General features: G+C 72.2%; 23 protein-coding genes. 17 read left to right on the top strand and 6 right to left on the bottom strand.

What is annotated here, in order from left to right; genetic code table 11:
- Nucleotides 1-23: 23 nt before the first annotated feature.
- Nucleotides 24-1,718: a phospho-sugar mutase gene (locus OIE47_RS17535; RefSeq protein WP_326562543.1), complete on the top strand. Its 1,695-nt coding sequence runs from the start codon at nucleotides 24-26 to the stop codon at nucleotides 1,716-1,718.
- A 53-nt stretch (nucleotides 1,719-1,771) separates the two neighbouring features.
- Nucleotides 1,772-3,607, top strand: a complete 1,836-nt coding sequence (locus OIE47_RS17530) for a stealth conserved region 3 domain-containing protein (protein WP_326562542.1) — start codon at nucleotides 1,772-1,774, stop codon at nucleotides 3,605-3,607.
- A gap of 23 nt (nucleotides 3,608-3,630) precedes the next feature.
- Here the strand turns inward: OIE47_RS17530 and OIE47_RS17525 are convergent, their stop codons facing one another.
- Nucleotides 3,631-4,308: a GOLPH3/VPS74 family protein gene (locus OIE47_RS17525; RefSeq protein ID WP_326562541.1), complete on the bottom strand. Its 678-nt coding sequence runs from the start codon at nucleotides 4,306-4,308 to the stop codon at nucleotides 3,631-3,633.
- Nucleotides 4,309-4,390: 82 nt separating this feature from the next.
- Between OIE47_RS17525 and OIE47_RS17520 the strand changes: the two genes are divergently transcribed.
- Nucleotides 4,391-4,693, top strand: coding sequence for an NUDIX domain-containing protein (locus OIE47_RS17520; RefSeq protein WP_326562540.1), 303 nt, complete (start codon nucleotides 4,391-4,393; stop codon nucleotides 4,691-4,693).
- 332 nt (nucleotides 4,694-5,025) lie between these two features.
- Here the strand turns inward: OIE47_RS17520 and upp are convergent, their stop codons facing one another.
- Together upp and OIE47_RS17510 are read right to left on the bottom strand one after the other, a co-directional pair.
- Nucleotides 5,026-5,658 (bottom strand): uracil phosphoribosyltransferase, encoded by a 633-nt coding sequence (upp, locus tag OIE47_RS17515; RefSeq protein WP_326562539.1) that lies wholly within the window; start codon nucleotides 5,656-5,658, stop codon nucleotides 5,026-5,028.
- Nucleotides 5,639-6,991: a glycosyltransferase gene (locus OIE47_RS17510; RefSeq protein WP_326562538.1), complete on the bottom strand. Its 1,353-nt coding sequence runs from the start codon at nucleotides 6,989-6,991 to the stop codon at nucleotides 5,639-5,641. Before OIE47_RS17510 ends, upp begins: the two co-directional genes overlap by 20 nt.
- Before the next feature lie 127 nt (nucleotides 6,992-7,118).
- Here OIE47_RS17510 and deoC point away from each other — a divergent pair, with 127 nt between their 5' ends.
- Genes deoC through OIE47_RS17495 form a run of 3 tightly spaced genes read left to right on the top strand, consistent with a single transcriptional unit; the run spans nucleotide 7,119 to nucleotide 10,352 of the window.
- Nucleotides 7,119-8,078, top strand: a complete 960-nt coding sequence (gene deoC / locus OIE47_RS17505) for a deoxyribose-phosphate aldolase (RefSeq protein WP_326562537.1) — start codon at nucleotides 7,119-7,121, stop codon at nucleotides 8,076-8,078.
- Between the two features lie 2 nt (nucleotides 8,079-8,080).
- The gene (locus OIE47_RS17500) at nucleotides 8,081-9,517 is read left to right on the top strand and encodes an aldehyde dehydrogenase family protein (protein ID WP_326562536.1); all 1,437 of its coding nucleotides are present in this window, start codon (nucleotides 8,081-8,083) and stop codon (nucleotides 9,515-9,517) included.
- The gene (locus OIE47_RS17495; protein ID WP_326562535.1) at nucleotides 9,510-10,352 is read left to right on the top strand and encodes an aldehyde dehydrogenase family protein; all 843 of its coding nucleotides are present in this window, start codon (nucleotides 9,510-9,512) and stop codon (nucleotides 10,350-10,352) included. The genes OIE47_RS17500 and OIE47_RS17495 overlap by 8 nt, the downstream gene beginning before the upstream one ends.
- Nucleotides 10,353-10,516: 164 nt before the next feature.
- Here the strand turns inward: OIE47_RS17495 and OIE47_RS17490 are convergent, their stop codons facing one another.
- Entirely contained in the window at nucleotides 10,517-10,897 is a 381-nt protein-coding gene (locus tag OIE47_RS17490) for a hypothetical protein (protein WP_326562534.1), read from the bottom strand.
- 150 nt (nucleotides 10,898-11,047) lie between these two features.
- On the opposite strand from OIE47_RS17490, the gene OIE47_RS17485 reads away from it, so the two are divergent.
- From OIE47_RS17485 to OIE47_RS17470, 4 genes are read left to right on the top strand one after another with little or no spacing between them, the layout of a single operon-like run.
- Nucleotides 11,048-11,896, top strand: coding sequence for a helix-turn-helix domain-containing protein (locus OIE47_RS17485; protein WP_326562533.1), 849 nt, complete (start codon nucleotides 11,048-11,050; stop codon nucleotides 11,894-11,896).
- 7 nt (nucleotides 11,897-11,903) lie between these two features.
- Nucleotides 11,904-12,101: a DUF397 domain-containing protein gene (locus OIE47_RS17480; RefSeq protein ID WP_326562532.1), complete on the top strand. Its 198-nt coding sequence runs from the start codon at nucleotides 11,904-11,906 to the stop codon at nucleotides 12,099-12,101.
- A 53-nt stretch (nucleotides 12,102-12,154) separates the two neighbouring features.
- Complete coding sequence (locus OIE47_RS17475) at nucleotides 12,155-12,538, top strand: BlaI/MecI/CopY family transcriptional regulator (protein WP_442792115.1); 384 nt, start codon at nucleotides 12,155-12,157, stop codon at nucleotides 12,536-12,538.
- 4 nt (nucleotides 12,539-12,542) lie between these two features.
- Nucleotides 12,543-13,448, top strand: coding sequence for a M56 family metallopeptidase (locus OIE47_RS17470; RefSeq protein WP_326562531.1), 906 nt, complete (start codon nucleotides 12,543-12,545; stop codon nucleotides 13,446-13,448).
- Nucleotides 13,449-13,539: 91 nt separating this feature from the next.
- On the opposite strand, the gene OIE47_RS17465 is transcribed toward OIE47_RS17470, so the two are convergent.
- Complete coding sequence (locus tag OIE47_RS17465; RefSeq protein WP_326562530.1) at nucleotides 13,540-14,400, bottom strand: alpha/beta fold hydrolase; 861 nt, start codon at nucleotides 14,398-14,400, stop codon at nucleotides 13,540-13,542.
- Nucleotides 14,401-14,639: 239 nt separating this feature from the next.
- Between OIE47_RS17465 and OIE47_RS17460 the strand changes: the two genes are divergently transcribed.
- From OIE47_RS17460 to OIE47_RS17435, 6 genes are all read left to right on the top strand, one after another.
- Nucleotides 14,640-15,899 carry a cytochrome ubiquinol oxidase subunit I gene (locus OIE47_RS17460; RefSeq protein WP_326562529.1) on the top strand — a complete coding sequence of 420 codons (1,260 nt, stop codon included), beginning with the start codon at nucleotides 14,640-14,642 and terminating at the stop codon, nucleotides 15,897-15,899.
- Nucleotides 15,900-15,908: 9 nt separating this feature from the next.
- Nucleotides 15,909-16,916 (top strand): cytochrome d ubiquinol oxidase subunit II, encoded by a 1,008-nt coding sequence (locus OIE47_RS17455; RefSeq protein WP_326562528.1) that lies wholly within the window; start codon nucleotides 15,909-15,911, stop codon nucleotides 16,914-16,916.
- Nucleotides 16,913-18,655 (top strand): thiol reductant ABC exporter subunit CydD, encoded by a 1,743-nt coding sequence (gene cydD / locus OIE47_RS17450; protein ID WP_326562527.1) that lies wholly within the window; start codon nucleotides 16,913-16,915, stop codon nucleotides 18,653-18,655. The genes OIE47_RS17455 and cydD overlap by 4 nt, the downstream gene beginning before the upstream one ends.
- Nucleotides 18,652-20,442: a thiol reductant ABC exporter subunit CydC gene (cydC, locus tag OIE47_RS17445; RefSeq protein ID WP_326562526.1), complete on the top strand. Its 1,791-nt coding sequence runs from the start codon at nucleotides 18,652-18,654 to the stop codon at nucleotides 20,440-20,442. Before cydD ends, cydC begins: the two co-directional genes overlap by 4 nt.
- 100 nt (nucleotides 20,443-20,542) lie before the next feature.
- Nucleotides 20,543-21,223, top strand: coding sequence for a permease prefix domain 1-containing protein (locus tag OIE47_RS17440; protein WP_326562525.1), 681 nt, complete (start codon nucleotides 20,543-20,545; stop codon nucleotides 21,221-21,223).
- Entirely contained in the window at nucleotides 21,220-21,897 is a 678-nt protein-coding gene (locus OIE47_RS17435) for a permease prefix domain 1-containing protein (protein ID WP_326562524.1), read from the top strand. Before OIE47_RS17440 ends, OIE47_RS17435 begins: the two co-directional genes overlap by 4 nt.
- 46 nt (nucleotides 21,898-21,943) lie before the next feature.
- Here OIE47_RS17435 and OIE47_RS17430 read toward each other — a convergent pair whose 3' ends face one another.
- On the bottom strand, nucleotides 21,944-22,285 hold the full coding sequence (locus OIE47_RS17430; protein ID WP_326562523.1) for a PadR family transcriptional regulator: 342 nt from the start codon (nucleotides 22,283-22,285) through the stop codon (nucleotides 21,944-21,946).
- A 154-nt stretch (nucleotides 22,286-22,439) separates the two neighbouring features.
- On the opposite strand from OIE47_RS17430, the gene OIE47_RS17425 reads away from it, so the two are divergent.
- On the top strand, nucleotides 22,440-23,432 hold the full coding sequence (locus tag OIE47_RS17425) for a DNA primase (RefSeq protein ID WP_326562522.1): 993 nt from the start codon (nucleotides 22,440-22,442) through the stop codon (nucleotides 23,430-23,432).
- Nucleotides 23,433-23,445 lie beyond the last annotated feature (13 nt).

Below are 23,445 nucleotides of genomic sequence, written 5' to 3'. Positions count from 1 at the left end.
CCCCGCCGTGCTATCAAGTCGGGGTGACGGCGAACCCGAACGACCCCGACGACCTGCGTACCCGTGCCGAGTCCTGGCTGGCCGACGACCCCGACCCGGCCACCCGGGACGAGCTGCGGGCGCTGGTCGACCAACTGCCGGGCAGCGCCGCCGAGCTGGCCGACCGGTTCGCCGGCCCGCTCACCTTCGGCACCGCCGGGCTGCGCGGCCCCCTGCGCGCCGGCCCGAACGGGATGAACCTCGCCGTGGTCAGCCAGGCCGCCGCCGGGCTGGTCGGCTGGCTCGCCGCCCGCGCCGCCACCGGACCGCTGGTGATCGGGTACGACGCACGCCACGGCTCCCGTACGTTCGCCGAACGGACCGCCCAGATCGCCACCGGCGCCGGACGGCCGGCGTTCCTGCTCCCCCGACCGCTGCCCACCCCGGTGCTCGCGTACGCCGTACGGGCGCTCGGTGCGGCGGCCGGGGTGATGGTCACCGCCAGCCACAACCCGCCGCAGGACAACGGCTACAAGGTCTACCTCGGCGCCGAACTGGGCGGTCCCCGGGGCGCGGGGGCGCAGATCGTGCCGCCGGCCGACGCGGAGATCGAGGCCGCCATCCGCGCGGTCGGCCCGCTGCACGAGGTGCCGCTCGGCCCGGCCGGTGAGGTGCTCGGTGACGACCTCGTCGCCGCGTACGTGGGTGCCGCGGCGGCGGTCCTCGAACCGGACGGCCCACGGGAACTGAAGGTGGCGTACACCCCGTTGCACGGTGTCGGTGCCGCCGTGTTCACCGCGGCCTTCGCCCGCGCCGGGTTCGGCGTACCCGGTGTTGTCGCCGAGCAGGCCGAACCGGACCCCGACTTCCCCACCGTCGCGTTCCCGAACCCGGAGGAGCCGGGCGCCACCGACCTCCTGCTCGCCCTCGCCGAGAAGATCGACGCGGACCTGGCCATCGCCAACGACCCGGACGCCGACCGGTGCGCGGTCGCGGTACGCGGACCCGACGGGCAGTGGCGCATGCTGCGCGGTGACGAACTCGGGATACTCCTCGCCGACCGGCTCATCCGACGCGGCGTCACCGGGCTGTACGCCACCACGATCGTCTCCTCCTCGCTGCTGCGGGCCGTCTGCGCCGCCCGGGGCCTGCCGTACGACGAGACGCTGACCGGGTTCAAGTGGATCGTCCGGGCCGAGTCCGGCAACACCCCGCTGGTCTACGGCTACGAGGAGGCGCTCGGCTACTGCGTCGCCCCCGACCTGGTCCGCGACAAGGACGGCATCACCGCCGCCCTGACCGTCGCCGAACTAGCCGCCGGCCTCAAGGCCGAGGGTCGTACGCTGCTCGACCGGCTGGACGAACTCGCCGCCGAGTTCGGCGTACACCTGACCGACCAGCTCTCGCTCCGGGTCGACGACCTGCGGGAGATCCGGGACGCGATGGACCGGATCCGGACCGACACCCCGACCACCCTGCTCGACGCCCCGGTGACCTCGGTGCAGGACCTGCTGCCCGAGGCGGACGTGGTGATCCTGCGGACCGCCGCCGCGCGGGTGGTGATCCGGCCCTCCGGCACCGAGCCGAAGCTGAAGGCGTACCTGGAGGTGGTGGCGCCGACCGACGGCCCGGACGGGCACGCGGACCCCGCCCGAGCGGTCACGCTGGCCCGGCAGTCCGCCACCGAAGCCCTGGTCACGCTGCGGGCCGAGATCGCCACGGCGCTCGGCATCGGCTGACCGGGGTGGGCCCGGCCCACCACCTTTGCTCGCGACCAGTCGTTACAGCAGGTGTGCTCGCACGCCGCTGTTACGCACTGATCCCGACCGCCCTCCGACGACGTCTGCACCGGCGCCTGCCCTTCGACCGCCAGGTGCAACTCGCCCGCTGGGTGGGTCGGCCGGGCGGAACCCTCGCGGTCACCGTGCGCCAGTGGTACGACGACCGGTCCGAACGGGCCACCGGGCGGCGCTGGGTCCACCTCGACGGGCGCAGGGTGGCCGCCGACGTCGACCCCGACGCCACCCCGCTCACCGTGCACCAGGGCAATCTCGACCGGGTCCTCGGCGCGCTCGCCGACGCCTCGGTCGAACACTTCGCCATCCCGCACCACCGGGGGCTGCGCAGCAGGGTCGGCGTGCCGGCCAGCCAGCGCACCGAAGCGCTCCGGGCGGTCGCCGGCCTGCCCGGTGTCCTGGTCGGACGCCCCAACCGCCGGGTCGTACGCCCACGCCCCGGCCGCCGCCCACACCGCCTCCGGCGGGCCGACGTCGTCCTCGTCTACCGACCGCTGTGGACCGGGGAGCACCTCGCCTACGGCGCCGCGTACGCCTGTGAGCTGGAGTTCTGGCACGCCGACGACGGCCGCCTCACCGCGCCCCGACCGAACGCGCTGTCCCGGAGCCTGCCCAGCTACCGACCGAACGTACGGGTGCCGGGCGCCTCACTGAACCCGTTCGTGCCGGCCGGGTACCACGCCCGCTACCCGGTCAGGGCCGACTTCGCCGGGGTCGGCGCGGACGCGGTCACCTTCCCGATCGACGCCGTCTACACCTGGTTCGACGGCACCGACCCGCACTGGCGTTCGCGCTACCAGGCGGCCCGGCACCGGCAGGCACCGACCGGTACGCAGACCGCCGACGAACCCCACCGACCCGACCGGGACGACCTGCGCCACTCGCTGCGCTCGCTGCACCTGTACGCGCCCTGGCTACGACACATCTACCTGGTCACCGACGGGCAGGTGCCCCGCTGGTTGGACGTACGTCAACCCGGCCTGACCGTGGTCGGCCACCGGGAACTGTTCACCGCCGACGCCGTCCTGCCCACCTTCAACCCGTACGCGATCGAGTCGGTCCTGCACCTGATCCCCGGCCTCGCCGAACACTTCCTCTACCTGGGCGGAAACGTCCTGCTCGGGCGGCCGGTGCTACCCGGCACGTTCTTCCACCCCAACGGCCTGACCAGGTTCTTCCCGTCCCGGTCGGCACAGATCGACCTCGGCGAACCCGCGTACACGGACGCCCCGGCCACCGCAGCCGCCAAGAACAACCGCCGGATCATCAACCGCCGGTTCGGGCGGGTGATCAGCCAGCAGCTCAAACAGGCCCCGTACGCCCTGCGCCGATCGATGCTCGCCGAGATCTGCGCCGCCGTCTCGGAGGAACTCGCCGAGACGAGGCGCCACCAGTTCGGGCACCCCGGAGATGTCAGCCTGGCTTCGGCGTTGCACCACCACTGGTCGTACCTGCGCGCCACGGCGGTGCCCGGCCAGCTCCGGCACTTCCACGCCGACCCCACCGACCCGCAGACCCCGGTACGCCTCAACGACCTGCTGGCACGGCGGGACCACGACACCATCAGCCTGGACGGCACCGCGGGCGCCGGTGTCGACCGGGACCGGGCGGACGTCCTGGCCCGGAGTTTCCTGGCCGGTTACCTCCCGGTCCGGTCCCCGTGGGAGGTGACCGCCGAGGTCGAGGCGGAACGCACCCAGCAGACGGCCACCGAACTCGCCCACCTGCTTCAACCGGGCGTGGGTGTCGCCGGCCCGGTGCCGACCGCCCGCCCCGGCCAGCCCGGCACGACCAACCGTCCCACCGGCAACGGCCTGCTCCAACCCCGCTGAGCGCTCGGGTCAGCCGTCGGCTCTCAGCGGGGCGCGCCGAGCGCGGCCGTGATCGCCTTCGCCAGGGCGGCGATCACCAGCGCCACCGAGGGGCGGATGGTGGAATCCTCCAGGCTCACCTCACCGGTGAACCCGGCACCACCGGCGATCTCCGCCAACCTTCGGTGCGCGTCCGTCAGGGCCGGGCCGGACAGTCCCAGGCTCGGCTCCATCCGGCTCGCCCCGACCAGGGCGGCCAGCGCGGCCGTACGCTCGTCCGGCACCTGGTCGCCGGTGAGCGCGACCGCCAACCGGCCCCGGATCTCCGCCTCCAGCGTCGGGTCCACCACCGGGTACCGGTGCACGTGGATGTGCCCGAGCGCGGTCTCGTCGACGTCCCGGACAACTCCCCGGGCGACGAGGTCGGCCAGGATCCGGTCCCGCAGGCCGTGCCGGAGCCGCTGCACCCACGAGGCCGGCGTGTGCGGGGTGTCCGCCGCCATCCGCCCCAACACCTCGTCGGTGATCGGGTACCCGGTCGGCGACGGGTCGCTCACCACGATCGAACCGTCGGCGTACGCGACCCGGCCGGCGAGCGCCAGGTCCACCAGGACCCCGGCGGCCATCGCGAGGTCGAGCCCGATCCGCGATCCGGTCGCTTTGCCCGACTCGTCGTCGTACGCGAGCAACAGCAGTTCTTCGGCCAGCGCAACACCAGTCATGGCCCGAGACGGTAGTCGGTCCACGCACCAACGCGAAGGTCGCCTCTCCGCCACCAGCCCCAACCCGCCGTAGGGTGTCCCGGTGCAGGCCATCCTCGCCACCCTCGGCTACGTACTCTCCCCCGACGGCAGCCGAGTGCTGATGATCCGGCGCGATACCCGCCCCGACGACCTGCACTTCGGCTATCACAACGGGCTGGGCGGCAAGCTCGAACCCGGCGAGGACGTTGTCGCCGGCATGCGGCGGGAGATCCGCGAGGAAGCCGGCATCGAGTGCGAGGCGCTGGAACTCGCCGGCACCATCTCCTGGCCCGGTTTCGGCCGCAACGGCGAGAACTGGTTCGGCTTCCTGTTCCGCATTACCCGCTGGTCCGGCACGCCGTAAGAGACATGTCCCGAGGGCACTCTGATCTGGAACGAGGTCGCCGACGTACTCGCCGGCACCGTCCCCGTGCGGCCCTCCGACCAGAACTTCCTACCCCTGGTCCTCGGCAAACCCCCGCAAACCTTCCACGCCTCCCAACCCTTCCACCAAACCACCCCCGCCCCCTGGACCGCCACCCTCCTCCCCACCCCTCCCTCCTGTTGATCATGCAGTTGTGGTCCCTCACAAAGGCCGTGAATCCGACTTCTGAGGCACCATAACTGCAAGATCGACGGGGCGGGGGCGGGCGGGCGGGGGGCGGGGGCGGGCGGGGGCGGGGGCGGGGGCGGGGGTTAGAAGCGGGGCATGCCGCCGAATTGGCGGTCGCCGGCGTCGCCGAGGCCGGGGACGATGAACTTGCGGTCGTCCAGTTGTTCGTCGATGGCGGCGGTGACCAGGCGCAGGGGCAGACCGGAGCGTTCCAGGCGGGCGATGCCGTCGGGGGCGGCGAGGACGCAGACGACGGTGATGTCGGTGCAGCCGCGTTCGGCGAGCAGCCGGCAACAGTGTTCGAGCGACCCGCCGGTGGCGAGCATCGGGTCGAGCACCAGGACCGGGCGGCCGGCCAGGTCGCGGGGCAACGACTCCATGTAGGCGCGCGGCTCGAACGTGTGCTCGTCGCGGGCGAGCCCGACGAAGCCCATGGACGATTCGGGGAGCAGCGCGAGGGCCGCGTCGGCCATCCCGAGGCCGGCCCGGAGTACGGGTACCAGCAGCGGCGGGTTGGCCAGCCGGATGCCGTCGGTCTGTGCGACCGGGGTCTGGATCGGGTACCGCACGATCGGGAATGAGCGCGCGGCCTCGTACACCAGGGTGGTGGTCAGTTCGTGTAGGGCGGCGCGGAACGACGCCGCGTCGGTACGGGCATCGCGCATCGCGGTGAGCCGCGTCTGGGCGACAGGATGATCAACGACGAGTACGTCCACGATCGCTCAACCTACCGAATGCCCCGACCGGTTGGGGCCGACCGGGTCGACCGGCCCATTCCGCCTGCCTCCTGGCGGCGTGCTGGTAGACGTCGCAGATGGCGGCGGCGTACCGCTCGGGGGTGTGTTCGGCGGCCCGGTCGGCGGCGAGTTCACCGAGTCGCCGGGCGGCGGCCGGGTCGGCGAGGAGCCGAAGCAGGGCGGCGGCAAAACCGGTGGCGGTCGGGTCGGCGCAGTCGGCGGCACCGGCGAGCGGTCCGTGACGGTGCAGGACCGGGTCGACGAGTACGGCGGGGACACCGGCCAGCGCCGCTTCCTGGAGGACGAGTGCCTGGGTGTCGGTGCCGGAGGGGAAGGCGAGCACCTCGGCGGCCCCGTACGCGGCGGCGACGGTCGAGGGCGGTTGCTGCCCGATCACGCTGATCCGGCCGGCGACCTCGGCGCCGACGCTGCGGAGCAGTTCGGCCAGCCAGCGGGGTTCGTAGATCGCCCCGACCAGCACCAGCCGGGCGCGGGGGCAGCGTCCGAGCAGTGCCGCGAAGGCGTTGACGAGCAGGTCGACGCCCTTTTCCCGGTTGACCCTGCCGACGAAGAGGATCACCTTGTCGGCGTCGGCGATGCCGTGCCCGGTCCGGAACGCGGCGACCTCGCCGGCCGTGGTGCGGCGGGCGGCGACGCCGGTCGGCACCAGGAAGACCCGGTCGGCGGGGACCGGCAGGCTGATCCGGTCGAGCACGGCCCTGGTCGGCACCACGACCGCGTCGGCGCCGCCGAGCAGGAGCAGGTTGGTGGCGTCGAGGGCGGCCCGTCGGCGCAGTGCGGCCGGGTCGTGTCGGGCCTGTTCGGCGCTCCCGGAGTCCGCCTCCGTCCCGACCGCCGGCCGGGGTACGCCGAGCCGGTGGGCGTACAGGCGGACGGCCCCGCGCAGCGCCCCGGTCGGCACCCGGTACGCGTCGACGTACGCGTGCAGGTCGGTGTGGTACGTCTGGACCAGCGGCAGCCCGAGCCGCCGCGCGGTGAGTACGCCGAGCAGCCCGACCGGGCCGGGGGTGTGCACGTGCACGACCTCGGGTGCGGTGGCGGCGATCTCGGCGATGGTGCCGGTGGCGGTGGCGCCGTGCAGTAGCCAGGGCGAGAGCCGCAGGTCGGCGACGCCGCAGGGCAGTGCCCGCAGCCGCATCAGGTCGGGTTCGCCGGCCTGGCCGGGGTGCCGGGGCACGACGGTGAGGCCGGGGTGTCCCCGGTCGGCCAGCGCGCGCACCAGGGTGCGGATCGAGCTGACCACCCCGTCTCGACGGGGCAGGTACGTATCGGTGAAGTGCACTGCTCGCACGCCGAGGACGGTGAGGCTTCGGTGCCAACGGCGGATGTCGTTGGTTGGACCGGGCGGTGAAGTCTGGCGGTCCGGTCCGACCGGTGACCAAGATCACATAGACGCGCGGGTGCGTAGACTTGCCGCCATGACGGCGACAACGACGTCGGCGCGGTCCGACCTCTCCGATCTGGGGCGGTCCGAGGCCACGCTGCGCACCTTTCTGCATGGCCTGCCCGGAGTGGACCAGGTCGGCGCGGAGCAGCGGGCGGCCATGCTCGGCACCCGTTCGATCAAGACCACGGCCAAGGCCTGGGCGATCGACCTGGCGATCCGCATGGTCGACCTGACCACGCTGGAGGGCGCCGACACCCCCGGCAAGGTACGCGCGTTGAGCGCCAAGGCGCAGCGGCCCGATCCGGCCGATCCGTCCTGCCCGGCGGTTGCCGCCGTCTGCGTCTACCCGGCGATGGTTCCGGTCGCGGCGGAGGCCCTGGCCGGCTCGGGTGTGCACCTGGCGAGCGTGGCGACCGCCTTCCCGTCCGGGCAGGCGCCGCTGGAGGTGAAGCTCGCCGACACGGCGGCGGCGGTCGCGGCCGGTGCCGACGAGATCGACATGGTGATCAACCGGGGCGCGTTCCTCTCCGGGCGGTACCGCGAGGTCTACGACGAGATCGTGGCCGTGAAGGCGGCCTGCGGCGACGCCCATCTGAAGGTCATCCTGGAGACCGGCGAGCTGGCCACGTACGACAACGTGCGGCGGGCCTCCTGGCTGGCCATGCTGGCCGGCGGGGACTTCATCAAGACCTCCACCGGCAAGGTCCCGGTCGCCGCCACCCTGCCCGTGACCCTGGTGATGCTGGAGGCGGTACGCGACTTCCGCGAGACCACCGGGCGCCAGGTCGGGGTCAAGCCGGCCGGCGGTATCCGTACCACCAAGGACGCGATCAAGTACCTGGTCACGGTCAACGAGACGGCCGGCGAGGACTGGTTGTCACCGGACTGGTTCCGGTTCGGTGCCTCGACGCTCCTCAACGACCTGCTGATGCAGCGGACCAAACTGACGACCGGCACCTACTCCGGTCCCGACTACTTCACCCTGGACTGATCATGGCTGTCTTCGAGTACGCGCCGGCGCCGGAGTCGCGGTCCGTGGTGGACCTGCGGCCGTCGTACGGCCTCTTCATCGACGGGAAGTTCGTCGACCCGACCGACGGCAGCAGCTTCAAGTCGGTCAACCCCGCCACCGAGGAGGTGCTGGCCGAGGTCGCCGAGGCCGGCCCCGGTGACGTGGACCGGGCGGTACGCGCGGCACGCAAGGCGTACAAGAAGGTCTGGGGTCCGATGTCGGGCCGGGACAGGGCCAAGTACCTGTACCGGATCGCCCGGATCATCCAGGAGCGGGGCCGGGAGCTGGCGGTGCTGGAGTCGCTGGACAACGGCAAGCCGATCCGCGAGTCCCGGGACACCGACATTCCGCTGGTCGCAGCGCACTTCTTCTACTACGCCGGTTGGGCCGACAAGCTGACCCACGCCGGTTTCGGGCCGGACCCGCGCCCGGTCGGCGTCGCCGGCCAGGTCATCCCGTGGAACTTCCCGCTGCTGATGCTGGCCTGGAAGATCGCCCCGGCGTTGGCCGCCGGCAACACGGTCGTGCTCAAGCCGGCCGAGACCACCCCGCTGACCGCGCTGCTCTTCGCCGAGATCTGCCAGCAGGCGGACCTGCCGCCGGGTGTGGTCAACATCGTCACCGGCGCCGGTGAGACCGGCCGGGCGCTGGTCGAGCACGCGGGTGTGGACAAGGTCGCGTTCACCGGCTCGACCGAGGTCGGGCGGGCCATCGCCCGCTCGGTGGCCGGCACCCGCAAGAAGCTCACCCTGGAACTCGGCGGCAAGGCCGCCAACATCGTCTTCGACGACGCCCCGATCGACCAGGCGGTCGAGGGGATCGTGAACGGCATCTTCTTCAACCAGGGGCACGTCTGCTGCGCCGGGTCGCGGCTGCTGGTCCAGGAATCGGTCTACGAGCCGGTACTGGAGTCGTTGAAGCGGCGGATGGCGCAACTGCGGGTCGGCGACCCGCTGGACAAGAACACCGACATCGGCGCGATCAACTCGGCCGCACAGCTCGACCGGATCCGGGAACTCTCCGAGGTCGGCAGCGCCGAGGGTGCGGAACGCTGGTCGCCGCCGTGCGAGCTGCCGGACCGGGGTTTCTGGTTCGCCCCGACCATCTTCACCGGGGTCACCCAGGCGCACCGGATCGCCCGCGAGGAGATCTTCGGGCCGGTGCTGTCGATACTCACCTTCCGCACGCCGGCCGAGGCCGTCGAGAAGGCCAACAACACGCCGTACGGGCTGTCGGCCGGGATCTGGACCGACAAGGGTTCCCGGATCCTGTGGATGGCCGACCGGCTGCGCGCCGGTGTGGTCTGGGCGAACACGTTCAACAAGTTCGACCCGACCTCGCCGTTCGGCGGGTTCAAGGAGTCGGGCTACGGTCGCGAGGGCGGCCGGCACGGGCTGGAGGCGTACCTCGATGTCTGACGTGGTGGAGCAGTCGCAGCGGCTGGCGGTACGCAAGACGTACAAGCTGTTCGTGGGCGGGAAGTTCCCGCGCAGTGAGTCGGGACGGTCGTATCTCGTGCAGGACTCGAACGTGGCGCTCGCCTCCCGCAAGGACGTACGCGACGCGGTGGTGGCGGCCCGCGCTGCCGTGAAGGGCTGGGCGGGGGCGACCGCGTACAACAGGGGTCAGATCCTCTACCGGGTGGCCGAGATGCTGGAGGGCCGGCGGGACCAGTTCGTCGGCCTCGGCCTCGACGCCGCCGAGGTGGACGAGGCGATCGACCGCTGGGTCTGGTACGCCGGCTGGGCCGACAAGATCACCCAGGTGTACGGCAGCGCCAACCCGGTCGCCGGCCCGTACTTCAATCTCTCCAGCCCGGAACAGACCGGCGTGGTCGGTGTGGTCGCGCCGGCCGACTCGGCGCTGCTCGGGCTGGTCAGCGTCGTCGCTCCGGCGATCGTGACCGGCAACACGGTGGTGGTGCTGGCTGCCGAGCAGGCACCGCTGGCGGCGATCACCCTGGCCGAGGTGCTGGCCACCTCGGACCTGCCCGGCGGGGTGGTCAACCTGCTCACCGGCCGGGCCGCCGAGACCGCGCCCTGGCTGGCCTCGCACGCCGACGTCAACGCGATCGACCTGACCGGGGTGGACGACCCGGAGCTGGCCCGCAGCCTGGAGGAGGCGGCGGCCGGCAACCTGAAGCGGGTGCTCCGCCCCCCGGCGCAGCCCACCGACTGGACCGCCGACCCCGGCCTGCGCCGGATGACCGCCTTCCTGGAAACCAAGACCGTCTGGCACCCCAAGGGCATCTGACCCCTACCCGGCCCTGCCTGGTCGGCTCCGGCTCCCCAGCGCCGCCGGAGGCACTAACGCGAATTTTTTCGTACATCTTCTTTGGCGTAAATACATCAAAGAAGATGTACGAAAAAACTGTGTGTCCGCTTCTTGCAGAGACGGACGCCACCGGCAGCGACGGATCAGCCGGGGAGTTCGCGGAGCCGGGCGGTCCAGTAGGTCAGGTCGGAGTGGTGCTCGACCAGGCTGATCGGCTCGCCGCAGGCTTCCTGGATGATGCCCGCCGCCTCGTCCAGATCGCCCGGGTTGTGGTCCCAGTCCCCGCCCCGGTACATCCGCAGGCCCACGTCGGAGCGGTCGTAGCCGACCACCTCGGCCGCCTCCGGTGGCACCAGCACGATCGTGTACCGGGCGGCCTCCGCCTCGGCCTCGCTCGGTTCCGGCTCCTCGGGTCGGCCACGCCGGAACCGTTCCAGCACCGAGCCGATCGGCCCCGGCGAGTCCGCCGGGTCGTACGGCTGCGCCCACGGCGGGGTGTATTTCGCTGAAGCTGTCCCGTTCACAACGACCTCCCGGCGTATTGCTGATTGAGCTGACTATCGAGCAACGTTGCGAACTCATGCTTGCGCTGACCGGGCACCAGTGTCAATACTCAACGCGACGACAACAGTCGATCACCGTGACGGCCAGCCGATCGGAACCGGGAGCGCGAGATGGCGAAGTCGAATCAGCCAACCGTGGTGGGACGTGGGCTCGGCGGCGAGTTACGCGGTCTGCGGGAGGCGAAGAAGCTGGCCCTGCGCCGGGTTGCGGCACGGCTCGACTGGCAGGCGTCGAAGCTGTCCCGGATGGAGAACGGCATCCAGGGCATCCGGGCCGAGGACGTCGCCTCCCTGCTGGTGATCTACGGCGTGACCGGCGACGAACGCAAGCGCCTGCTCGGTTTGGCCGAACGTTCCGCCGAGTCGGGTTGGTGGGAGGTGATCGGCGGGCTCTCCGACGAGTCCCGTACGTTGATCCGCCTCGAGACCGAGGCCACCACCGTCGTCAACTGGGAACCGCTGCTGATTCCCGGACTGCTCCAGACGGCGGACTACACCCAGGCGCTGATGCGCGACGGCGGCGTCGAGGAGTCCGACGCCCAGTCCCGGGTCGCGGCCCGCCTCGGCCGGCAGGCGATCCTCACCCGGCCACAACCGCCGGAACTTCTGGCGATCATGGACGAGATGGTGTTGCGCCGGGTACTCGGCAGCCATCGGCTGATGGCCCGCCAACTGCGGCACCTGATCGAGGCGGCGGACCGGCCGAACATCACCCTGCGGGTGGTGCCGCTCGCGGTCGGCGGGCACTCCGGGCTCGACGGCGGATTCGCACTCTTCGACTTCCCCCGCAACAAGTCGGTGGTCTACCTCGACCACAAGATCTCCGGACTGTTCTTGGAGGAGGCGCCGCAGGTGGCGTTCTTCCGGCGGGAAGCGGAGCGGCTCGGGGCGGTAGCCTTGAGCCCCACCGAGTCGGTCGACTTCGTTGCGCGGGTGGCAACGGAGCACGAACGAGAGTGAGCCCCGGATGACCGCCCCCGACCTGTCGACCGCCACCTGGCGCAAGTCCAGCCGCAGCGGCACCAACGCGAACTGCGTCGAGATCGCCGAACTGCCCGAAGCGGTCGCCGTACGCGACTCCAAGGACCCCTCTGGCCCGGCACTCGCCTTCGACCGCACCGCGTGGGCCACGTTCCTCAACACCACGAAGACGGCTCGGGCCTGAGGGTCACCGCCCGCGACCTGGGCTGTTACGACGGCGAGTAGTAGGCTGGACGCGTGACACGACTGGGTGACCTCGAACGTGCGGTGATGGACGTGCTCTGGGACCGGACCGCCGGTTCGACCAGCGGCGCGGGGGTCACCGTACGGGAGGTCGCCGACGCCCTGAGCGAGCGCGAGTTGGCGTACACGACGGTGATGACCGTGCTCGACCGGCTGGCCGGCAAAGGCATGGTGGAGCGGGAACGGGAAGGCCGGGCGTGGAGTTACCGTCCGGCGGCCACCCGTGAGGCGCACATCGCCCGGCTGATGCTGGACGCGCTCGACCTCGCCGGCAGCCGGGACGCCGCCCTGGTGCGGTTCGCCCGGTCGGTCACCGGCACCGAGGCCGAGGTGCTGCGGGCCGCACTGACCGACGAGGCAGCGGACCGGCAGGGTTGAGACCATGACGTACGCCGCCCATCTCGCCGGTACGGCCGTGGCGTGCTACCTCACCGCCACGGTGCTGCTCCGCTCCACCTGGACCGCGCGCAGTCCACGGGTGGCGATCATCTGCTGGCAGGCGATCGGGCTGGCCCTGGGGCTCTGCGCGATCGGGCTGCCGATGTCGATCGGACTGGCCGCCTATGACGAGGGGATTGGGAGCGCGCTGCTGCACCTGGTCCGTGACCTGTGGCACGGAACCCTGCCGGCCGGGCTGGGCGTGACCCAGCTCGCACTCGTCGGGGTCGGCTTCGGTATCGCCACCGCCCTGCTCGGCTCGACCGTACGGGGCCTGGTCAGCGCCGTACGCGTGCAGACCCGGCACCGGCAGTTGCTCGACCTGGTGGGTCGGGATGATCCGGCCGCGCCGGGCGCGCTGGTGCTCGACCACCCGAGCGCGGCGGCGTACTGCCTGCCGGGGATGCGGCCGACGGTTGTGGTCAGCGCCGGCACCCTGGACCTGCTGGACCGCACCGAACTGGCGGCGGTGCTCACCCACGAGCGGGCGCACGCCGACGAGCGGCACGACCTGGTGCTGTTGCCGTTCAGCGCGCTCTGCCGGGCGCTGCCCCTGGTGGGCTGGCTGCGGCGGGCGTCGGAGACGGTGGCGCTGCTGGTGGAGATGCGGGCCGACGACAAGGCCCGGCGGCTGCACGCGGAGGGGCCGCTGGCCAACGCGCTGCTCCGGTTCGCCACCGCCGGCTCGCGGGTGGCCCCGGCCGGCGCTCTCGGCCTCGCCGACGCGCACCTGGACGCGCGGGTGCAGCGCCTGCTGGTCACCGGTCCCCGCCCGTGGGTACGCGGCCTGACCAGTCTCGCCGTCGCGACGACCCTGGTCGCCCTGCCGATCACCCTCTTCTTCGCCTGACACCCAGGCGGTACTTCGCCCGCCCGGACACCGGACCGCTGCGCCCGACCGGACACCGGACCGCTGCGCCCGACCGGACACCGGGCATCTGTCAGATCGACGGGTCCGGGTGGCCGATGACGATCTCGGCGAGTCGCTGGGGTTGTTCCAGGAAGGCGAAGTGCCCGGTTTCGGGCAGCACGATCGGTTCCACGTCCAGCGCCCGTGCCGTACGGGCCCGTTCGACCGGGCGGGACCAGTCCTGTTCGCCGTAGACCAGGGTCACCGGCGCGGTGACGCCGGCGTACAGGTCCCGGGCGGCGCCCCAGGAGCGCCAGTTCTGGTAGACGTTCCGTTCGACGTAGTGGAAGCCGGGGCGTTTGAGGGTGGCGTCGAACTCGTCGAGCAGCGGTCCGGGAATCCGCTTACCGTCCGCCAGGCCGCCCTGGAAGATCCGGCTGGTGACGTACCTGTTCTCGGCGGCGCCGAGCGCAGGTCCCACGCCCGGTAGTGCCACACCGCCGAGGATCAGGTCGGCGAACCGGTTGCCGCGCCGGATCCCGTCGGCGAAGCGGGTGTCGTAGTCGTACGGGTTCGACGCCACGACCCGGGCGACCGACTTCGGGACCTGGCTGGCGACGGTGAGCGCGAGCACGGCACCGATCGAGTCGCCGACCATGGTCACGTCGCGGAGGTCGAGTTTCGCCATGGTGTCGACGACCCCGCGCCGGAGGTAGGGCTCGTCGTACTCGACGGTGGTGGGCTTCGAGGAGCGGCCGTGGCCGGGCAGGTCCAGGACGTACACGGTGTAGTGCCCGGTCAGCATCGGTACGACGTCGGTGAAGTATTCGAGCTGGGTCCGGATCGTGTGCAGCAGCACCAGCGGACGTCCGGAACCGGCCCGGAGGTACCGGACGCTCCGCTGGTCGTCGAGCCGTAGGTCGGCGAGGTCGCCGAGTTCGTCGAGGCGCATGACCGATCCCATCGTGAGCGTCTGACCTGGCCCGCAGGCGTCATCCGCCATCAGATCAGCGCGTCGGCGCGGTCATCGGCGACTTCCGGGGCCGGTCCCCCTTCGCGGTGACAAGACGCTCGCGGCCATCTACTACGTCTCGTCGTATAGTTGATTTACGACGAGACGTAGTAGATATAGGTAGCGAAGCTACGTGTAGGCTCGCTATGACAAGTGAGTCGACCGGTTTGGGGATGGCCATGGACGCGCTACTGATCGCCCGCCTCCAGTTCGCCACCACGACCTCCATCCACTTCCTGTTCGTGCTGGTCACCCTCGGCCTGGTCACGCTGCTGGTCTACCTGCAGACCGCCTGGGTCATCACCGGGAAGCCGGAGTACGAGCGACTGACCCGCTTCTGGGGCACGCTCTACCTGATCAACTACGCCCTCGGCATCGCCACCGGGATCGTGATGGAGTTCCAGTTCGGGCTGAACTGGAGCGGGCTGTCGCGGTACGTCGGCAACGTCTTCGGCGCACCCCTGGCCATGGAGACCCTGGTCGCCTTCTTCCTCGAATCGACCTTCCTCGGCATGTGGATCTTCGGCTGGCACCGGCTGCGTCGGGGCGTACACCTGGCGCTGATCTGGGGCGTGGCGATCACCGCGTACGCCTCGGCGTTCTGGGTCCTGGTGGCGAACTCCTGGATGCAGAACCCGGTCGGCTACCGGATGGAAGGCGGCGTCGCCCATCTGACCGACTTCACCGCGCTCCTGACCAACCCCACCCTCGGCATGGCGTTCGGCCACGTGGTGAGCGCCGCCGTACTCACCGGTGGGCTGCTGATGGCCGGGATCAGCGCGTACCAGTTGATCCGGCGTACCGCCGACTACGCGCTGTTCCGGCGGTCACTGCGGATCGGGCTGATCACCTCGGCGCTGGCCAGCTCGATGGTGATGGGCTTCGGGTTCGCCCAGTTCGGGGCGATCGGCGGGGTCCAGCCGACCAAGTTCGGCGGCGACGCCGAGCGGTCCGCGATCGTGACCGAGTGGACCGCGCGGTTCGGACCCGGCGACTACACCCCGCCGGTCTGGAGCACCGCCGCGCTCGGCTTCATGATCCTGATCGGCTTCGCGCTGGCCTGGAGCTGGCTGCTGCTGCCCCTGCTGTTCCGGGACTGGGTCATCCGGCTCAGGTTCCCGCTCTACCTGATGCTGATCGCCGTACCGCTGCCGTTCGTCGCGGCCATCCTCGGCTGGCTGGCCCGCGAGGGCGGACGCCAACCCTGGGCGGTGTACGGGCTGCTTCCCGTCTCCGACGCGGTCACCCCGATCTCCGCCGGTGTCCTGCTCACCTCGCTGATCGGCTTCGCCGTACTGCTGATCGCCCTCGCCGTGACCAACTGGACCCTGCTCGCCCGCCGGGCCCACCGGGGCGCGCACGACCTCGCCCTCGGCCGCCCGCCACAGCCCACCAACGGCCTGGACGACCACCAGCCCACGCACGTACTGGCCGGATAGGAAACCGACATGGAGATCCTCTGGTACGCCCTGCTCGGCCTCTTCCTCGCCGGCTACCTCGTCCTCGGCGGCTATGACTACGGGGTCGGGCTCCTGCTCGCCGCCACCCCCGGCGAGAACCCCCGACGGAAGGCGCTGACCGCGCTCGGTCCGTTCTTCCTCGGCAACGAGGTCTGGCTGGTCGCCGCCGTCGGCATCCTCTTCGGCGCGTTCCCGATGCTGGAGGGTGAACTCCTCTCCGGCCTCTATCCGGCGGTCGCCGCCGCCCTGGCCGGGGTGATCCTGGTCACCGCCGCTGTCCAGTTACGCAGCCGGCCGAGCGGCGCCGCCGCCCGCGCCCGCTGGGACGGGCTGATCATCGCCGGCAGCGCGCTTGCCGCGCTCGGCTGGGGAGCCGTCCTCGCCGGGCTGCTCCAGGGGGTGCCGCTGCACAGCGACGGGCACATCGACGGGGTCGGCCACCTCTTCACCCCGTTCGTCGCCGCGGGCGGGCTGACCCTGGTCGGGCTGGTTGCCGTACACGGGGCGGTTTTCCTCACCCTGCGACTGCCCGGTGCGGCCGGCGAACGTTACGCCCGACTGGGCCGCCGGCTCGTCCCGGTCGCCCTCGTCGCGCTCGCCTCGGCCACCGTCCTGGGCCTGCTCACCGACCGGGTACGCGAAACCGCCCAGCAACCCGTCGCCGCGCTGCTCCTGCCGGTGCTCCTGGCGGTGGCCCTGCTCGCCGCCGGCCGGGGGCTCGCCCGACGGCGCGCAGGTCTCGCCTTCGTCGCCAGTTCCGCCGCCCTCGCCCTGCCGGTGCTGCTGGTCGCCGCGACCACGTGGCCCCACGCCCTGATCTCCACCGTCGATCCGGCGGCCAGCCTCACTGTGACCGACGCCGCCGCGAGCACACCCACTCTGCGGCTGCTGAGCTGGCTGCTGATCCCGCTGATCCCGGCCCTACTAGGCTTTCAGGCGATGAGCTGGTGGGTGTTCCGCGGACGGATCGACAACCGGGCGCCGGTGTACTGGTGAGCCGACGCCCCCCGTTCGATCCGCGGCTGCTGCGCCGGGTCCCTTCGACCCGGCGCCAGGTGGCCGTGCTCGGCGGGCTCGGGGTGGTCGCCGCCGCCCTGGTGATCGCCCAGGCCACCACCCTCGCCGACCTGCTCGCCACCGCCGCCGGGGGGCACCTCGACCGGGCCGCGCTGCTCGGCTTCGTCGCCGCCGTGGCCGGACGCGCGACCGTCCTCTGGGCCCAGGGCGCGGTATCGGCCCGGATGGCGGCAACGGTCAAGGCGGCCCTGCGTACGGACCTGCTCGACGCCGTCGGGCAGCGCGGACCGGGCTGGCTCGCCGGTCAGCAGGCGGGCAGGATCGCCACCCTCGCCGGGCGCGGGCTGGACGCGCTGGACGCGTACTTCACCGGTTACCTGCCGCAGCTCGTGCTGAGCGTGACCGTGCCGGTTGCCGTACTCGCCCGGCTGACGTTCGCGGACTGGAGTTCCGCGCTGATCATCGCGGCCACGCTGCCGCTCATCCCGGTCTTCGGCGCCCTGCTCGGCTGGCAGGCCCAGGCCGCCACCGAGCGGCAGTGGCGCCGGCTCAGCCTGCTCGGCGGGCACTTCCTGGACATGGTCGCCGGGCTGCCGACACTGCGGGTCTTCGGCCGGGCCCGCGCCCAGGTCGACGTGGTCCGGCGGATGGCCGACGGGCACCGCGCCGCCACCATGAAAACGCTCCGGATCGCCTTCCTCTCCGGGCTGGTGCTCGAACTGGTCGCCACCCTCTCGGTCGCCCTGGTCGCGGTTCCGATCGGGCTGCGCCTGCTCGACGGCGGGCTGGCGTTGCAGACCGCCCTGCTGGTGCTGCTGCTCGCGCCGGAGGCGTACCTGCCGTTGCGGACCGCCGGGAGCCGCTTCCACGCCAGCATGGAGGGCCTGACCGCCCTCGACGACGCCCTGACCGTCCTGGCCGGCGCCCCTTCCGCAACCGGACCCGCTGACAGGGGGGCACTCGTCACCCCCGGCGAGATCCGGTTCGAGGGGGTGACGGTCGAGTACGAGCGGACCACCGCACTGCGGGACGTGACCCTGACCATCCGACCGGGCGACCGGATCGCGGTGATCGGACCCAGCGGGGCGGGCAAGAGCACCCTGCTCGGCCTGCTGCTCGGCAACGTCGTACCGACGAGCGGACGGATCACCGTCGACGGGGTCGACCTGGCCACCGCCGACCTGGAGCAGTGGCGCCGGCGACTGGCCTGGGTGCCGCAACGGGCACACCTGTTCGCCGCGTCGCTGACCGACAACATCCGCCTCGGCCAGCCCGAGGCCACGATCGAGTCCGTACGCGTCGCGGCGAGCGCCGCCGTGCTCGACGACGTACTGCGGGACCTGCCCGAGGGGCTGGACACCCTGCTCGGCGAACGCGGGCACGGGCTGTCCAGCGGGCAACGGCAGCGGGTCGCGCTCGCTCGGGCGTTCCTGCGGGACGCACCGATCGTGCTGCTGGACGAACCCACCGCCCGGCTCGACGGTGTCTCCGAGGCCGCCGTACTGGCCGCCACCCGCAAGCTCGTCGCCGGGCGTACGGCCGTGCTCGTCGCGCACCGGCCGGCGCTGCTGGCCGAGGCCGACCGGGTCCTGCGGATCGAGGACGGCCGGGTGACCGAACTCACCCCCGGCCGGCTACCGGAACCGGTGGAGGTTCCCGACGGTGTCGAACGGCCGGACGCGGCCGGCGACCGGAGCGGCGCGGGGGCGGCCCGATGAACGAGCAGGACAGGCAGCGGCAGGATCGGCAACAGGGCCTCGGGACCGAACGGGCGGTGCTCCGGCTCGCCCGCCCCTACCTGGGACGGCTGGTCGGGGCGGGACTGCTCGCCGCCGGCACCGAACTGGCCGGGCTGGCGCTGATGGCGACCGCGACCTGGCTGCTGATCACCGCCGCCGGGCAACCGCCGCTGGACGTACTCACCGTGGCCATCGTCGCGGTCCGGGCGCTGGCCATCGGCCGGGGCGTGCTGCGCTACACCGAGCGGCTGGCCGGGCACGACGCCACCCTGCGCTTCATCACCGACGTACGGGCCCGGGTCTTCGCCACCCTCGCCGGGCGGCGCACCACGGCCGCCGAGCACACCGGGGACTCGCTCAGCCGGCTCGTCTCCGACGTGGAGGCGGTCCAGGACCTGCTGCTGCGGGTGCTGGTGCCGGCCGGGGCGGCAGCGGTGGTCAGCCTCCTGGCCATCGCCGGTACGGCCGCCATCGCCCCCGCCGCGACCGCCCCACTGGTCGTCGGGCTGCTGCTGGCCGGGGTTGCCCTGCCGGTCGCCGCCACCGCACTGACCCGACGTACCGCCGACCGGGTCGCCCCGCTGCGCGGTGCGCTCGCGGTGGACGCGGTCGACCTCACCCACGGTGCCGCCGACCTGGCCGCCTTCGGTGCCACCCGGGCCGCCCTGGAGCGGGCCGACGGGCGGGCCCGTGAGCTGGCCGGACTGGAACGACGGCTGGCCGCCGCCGGCTGGGCGATCGACGGGCTCGGGGTGCTGGTGTCCGGCGCGACCAGCGCCGCCGTGGCCGCCACCGCGCTCTCCGCCGGGGTCGACGGGGTCCTGGTCGGCGTACTGGCGGTGGGCACCCTGGCTGCGGTGGAGGTGACCCTGGCCCTGGTTGGTGCCGCCCGCCAGTGGACCCAGTTGCGCGCCGCCCTCCGCCGGGTGGCACCCCTGCTGACGGCGGAGATCGGCGACGGGCCGGCGGCCGACCGGGAGACGACCGTGCTCGACGTCGAGCACCACGACTGCTTCGTCGAGGAGGTGACCGTCCGGTACCGGGACGGGGCACCGGCCGCCCTCGACCGGGTGAGCCTCGACCTGCCGGCCGGGCGACGGGTCGCGGTGGTGGGGCCGAGCGGGGCCGGCAAGAGCACGCTGATCGGCGTACTGACCGGTGCGGTGGTGCCGGACGGGGGGCGGGTCACGCTCGGCGGGCGGGAACTGTCCGCGTACCCGGCCGAGCAGGTGCCCCGGCTGGTCGGCGGCCTGCTCGCCGAGGCGTACGTGTTCCACGCGTCGGTACGGGAGAACCTGCTGCTCGGACGGGCCGACGCGGGCGACGACGAGCTGACCGCCGCGACCGGGGCCGCCGGCCTGCTCGACTGGGTACGGGATCAGCCCGCCGGCTGGGACACCGTGGTCGGCGAGGACGGGGGCCAGCTCTCCGGCGGTCAGCGGCAGCGGCTGGCGTTGGCCCGTGCGCTGCTCGCCCGGCCACCGGTCCTGGTGCTGGACGAGCCGACCGAGGGACTCGACCCGGCCGCCGCCGACCGGGTGCTCGCCGCGGCGACCGAGACGATCCCGGCCGACCACTCCGTACTCCTGGTCACCCACCGGTTGCGCGGCCTGGACCGGTACGACGAGATCCTGGTCCTGGACAGCGGCCGGGTGCTGCAACGCGGCCGGCACGCCGACCTGCTCGACCAGCCCGGCTGGTACCGGGAGCAGTGGCTGGCCCAGGAGGCGGCCGAGGGCGGCTACCTCGCCCTCACCGTCCACTGAACTCCGACCACTCCTGTGCGGCGAACCCTGAGCGTTCTCGGGGGCCGAACCGGGGATCCGCCGGACCCCCGGCACCGGGCGGGCATGGCAGGCTGGACGGATGTCGACGTGCGAGGCCCCGATCGACCACTACCTGCGACTGCTCGACGAACGGCTGCGCGGCCCGGCCAGCCGCAAGCGTGACCTGCTCACCGAGGCGCGCGACAGCCTGTGGGACGCCACCGAGGCGTACCGGGACTCCGGTCTGGAGGCGGTCGCGGCGCAACGCCGGGCGGTGGCCGAGTTCGGCACCCCGGACCAGCTCGCACCGGCGTACCAGGCCGAGCTGACCGCCGGACAGGGACGCCGGCTCGCGCTGGTGGTGGCGCTCGTGCCGGTCGCCATGCTGACCGCCGACCTGATGTGGTGGCAGCCGCCGGCAACAACCCCCTCGGCGCCGTCGGGCTTCCTGCTCATGGTCCGGGCCCTGGACTGGGCGTCGTACGCCGCCGGGGCGCTCGCCCTGGTCACCCTCCTCCTGCTCGGTCCGGCCAGCCGCCGCTGGCACCTCGCCCCGCGTACGGTGGTCCGCCCGCTGGCCCTGGTCGCCCTGGTCGTCGGCGGGCTGATCTGGGCCCTCGGCGCCTTCGCCGGGGTGAACGCGACCCTGGAGTCACCGGCGGCGTTGACCTGGCCGCCGATGATCGCCGCCTGGATCATGTTGAACGCCACCTTCGGCCTGCTCACCTGGATGACCGTACGGGTCATCGCGGCCACCGGACCCCGGCCGGTCACCGCATGATCGACGAGTACGTCCACGCGCTGGACCGGGCGCTGCACGGCCCGGCCCGGCTCAAGTCCGACCTGCTGACCGAGGCCCGGCACAGCCTGACCGACAGCGCCGAGGGTTACCGGGACGCCGGTCTGCACCCGGTCGAGGCGGAACGGCGGGCGGTCACCGAGTTCGGACCCGTACGCCGACTCGCCCACGAGTACCAGTCCGAGCTGCTCGCCGGCACCCTGCGCTCACTGGCCGTCCGGGTCCTCGTCGTCGGTGTCGTCCTGATGGTGGCCGCCGACCTGATGTGGCAGGGAGCCCCGTGGAACGGCCCACCGCCGCCGACCGCGTACCGGCTGCTCGCCGGCTCGCTGGACTGGCTCTGGCTCGGCATCGACCTGCTCGCGCTCGGCGCCTACCTGTGGCTGGGCTGGCACGCCCGGCACGGACGGCTCGGCAAGGTACGGGTGGCGCGGGCGGCCGGGATCGGGCTGTCGGCCTCGCTCTGCCTCGGCTGGATCGGCACCGCCGCGGTCTACGCCTGGTCGGTGACGCTCTGGGATTCCGCGCTGACCTGGCCACCGATGCTGGTGGGCGGGATCGCGCTGATCGCCGTACACGGGTGGCTCGGGCGGTCGGCGTACGCCTGCCTGGCGACCGGAACCGGCGACCCGGCCGGGCGGACCGCGAACCGGTGAGTACGGCGGAGTTCGCTCCCCGCCGGCACGTCCCGGACGGAACCGATCAGGCCGGTGCCTCGGACGGGCCGCCCACACCGAGGAAGCGGCCCACCGTCGAACTGAGTTCCTGCCAGCTCGTCCGCTCCCCGGCCAGGGCCCGGTGTCCCGCCCCGGTGAGCCGGTACGTGCGCCGCTCCCGGCCGTTCACGGTGCTCCAGGTGCTGTCGACGTAGCCGGCCCGCTCCAGCCGGCGCAGGGCCGGGTAGATGGTCCCGGTGGGCAGGTTGAGCGTGCCGCCGCTGCGCTCCTTGAGCGCCTCGATGATGGCGTAGCCGTGCAGCGAGCCCTGCTCGAGCACCGAGAGCAGGAGCGCGTCGAGGTGGCCGTGCAGCGCCTGGGCCTTCATAGGTAGCAAGACTACTAATAGATGGTGGGTTCGCCAACGGGGTGCCGGCACCCGCCCCGTCGAGCCGCCCACTAGGGTATGTGCGCAGAGTCACCCACCCGACAGTTCCACCCCGATCGGGTGCCGCAAACCTTGAGTGCACACGGAGGTCAGCGTGGCCCGCCAGTCGCCCCACCGGCCCGACGCCGACGAACCCGACACCGAGTTCGACGAGAGCAGCCGGACCACCGACACCGCGACCGACAGCACAGCGGACGCGGCAGCCGACCCCGTCGAGGACGACACCGACCTCGACGACAACGAGGGAACCGAGCCCGCGAACCGCGCACTGTGGGAAGACGTACGGATCGACCCGGTGGAGATCGCACTGCCCTCCGGCAGTGGCTTCACCCTGCGGGCGTACCGGCTGTCGAACACGGTGACCCCGACGGAGATCGGCGAGCGGGAGGTCGACCCGTTCGACGCCCGCGCCCGCCGGGTCGAGGACGAGGAGACGGTCGTCTTCCTCGACGAGGAGTTCGCCGAGGACTTCGAGGACGACGACAAGCCCGGACGGCCCCGCCGGACCCGCGACGGCGACGAGGTCGACGACGAGGAACTGCTCGCCGACGACGAGCTCGACGATGACGAAGCGGACGAAGCCGACGACGATGAGGAAGCCGAAGAAGTTGCGGTCTTTCTCACTCACCGGGGCAAACTGCTGCTCTTCAAGAGCCGCGAGGCACTGGTCAGCTTCGTCCTGTCCGGAGCACCGCACGACATGTCCGGGCTCGACACCTGGGACGACCTGGTGGCACGGCTCCAACCAGCGGATATCGTCCCGCTCGACGAGGACTCGTACGAGCTGGACCTGGTCGTGGAGAACCTCCGCGGCGGCCACGACACGTGGGATCCGACGCTGCTGATCTCGGCCGGGGAGATCGCCCGCGACCTCTCGTACGCGCTGCGCCTGCCGTCCGTACTGGATATGCTCTCGACCGGCTCCAGCCTCGATGACCTGGACGAGGCGCTGCGCGCGACGGCCAACGGCGGCCTCGGCGCGTTCATGGGGCGGCGCCGACTGAAGAAAATCGGGGCACAAACCGCAAGTTTGGGTTGGCGCACGATTATCGGCAAGATCTCTGCAGCGGTGGACTGGCGCGACTGACCCCTCACCAGGG

It is taken from the genome of Micromonospora sp. NBC_01796, assembly GCF_035917455.1.
In the GTDB taxonomy this organism is placed as follows: Bacteria; Actinomycetota; Actinomycetes; order Mycobacteriales; family Micromonosporaceae; genus Micromonospora_G.
The sequence above is the reverse complement of the archived record's forward strand: the minus strand, read 5'-3'. Positions and strand labels throughout refer to the sequence as shown.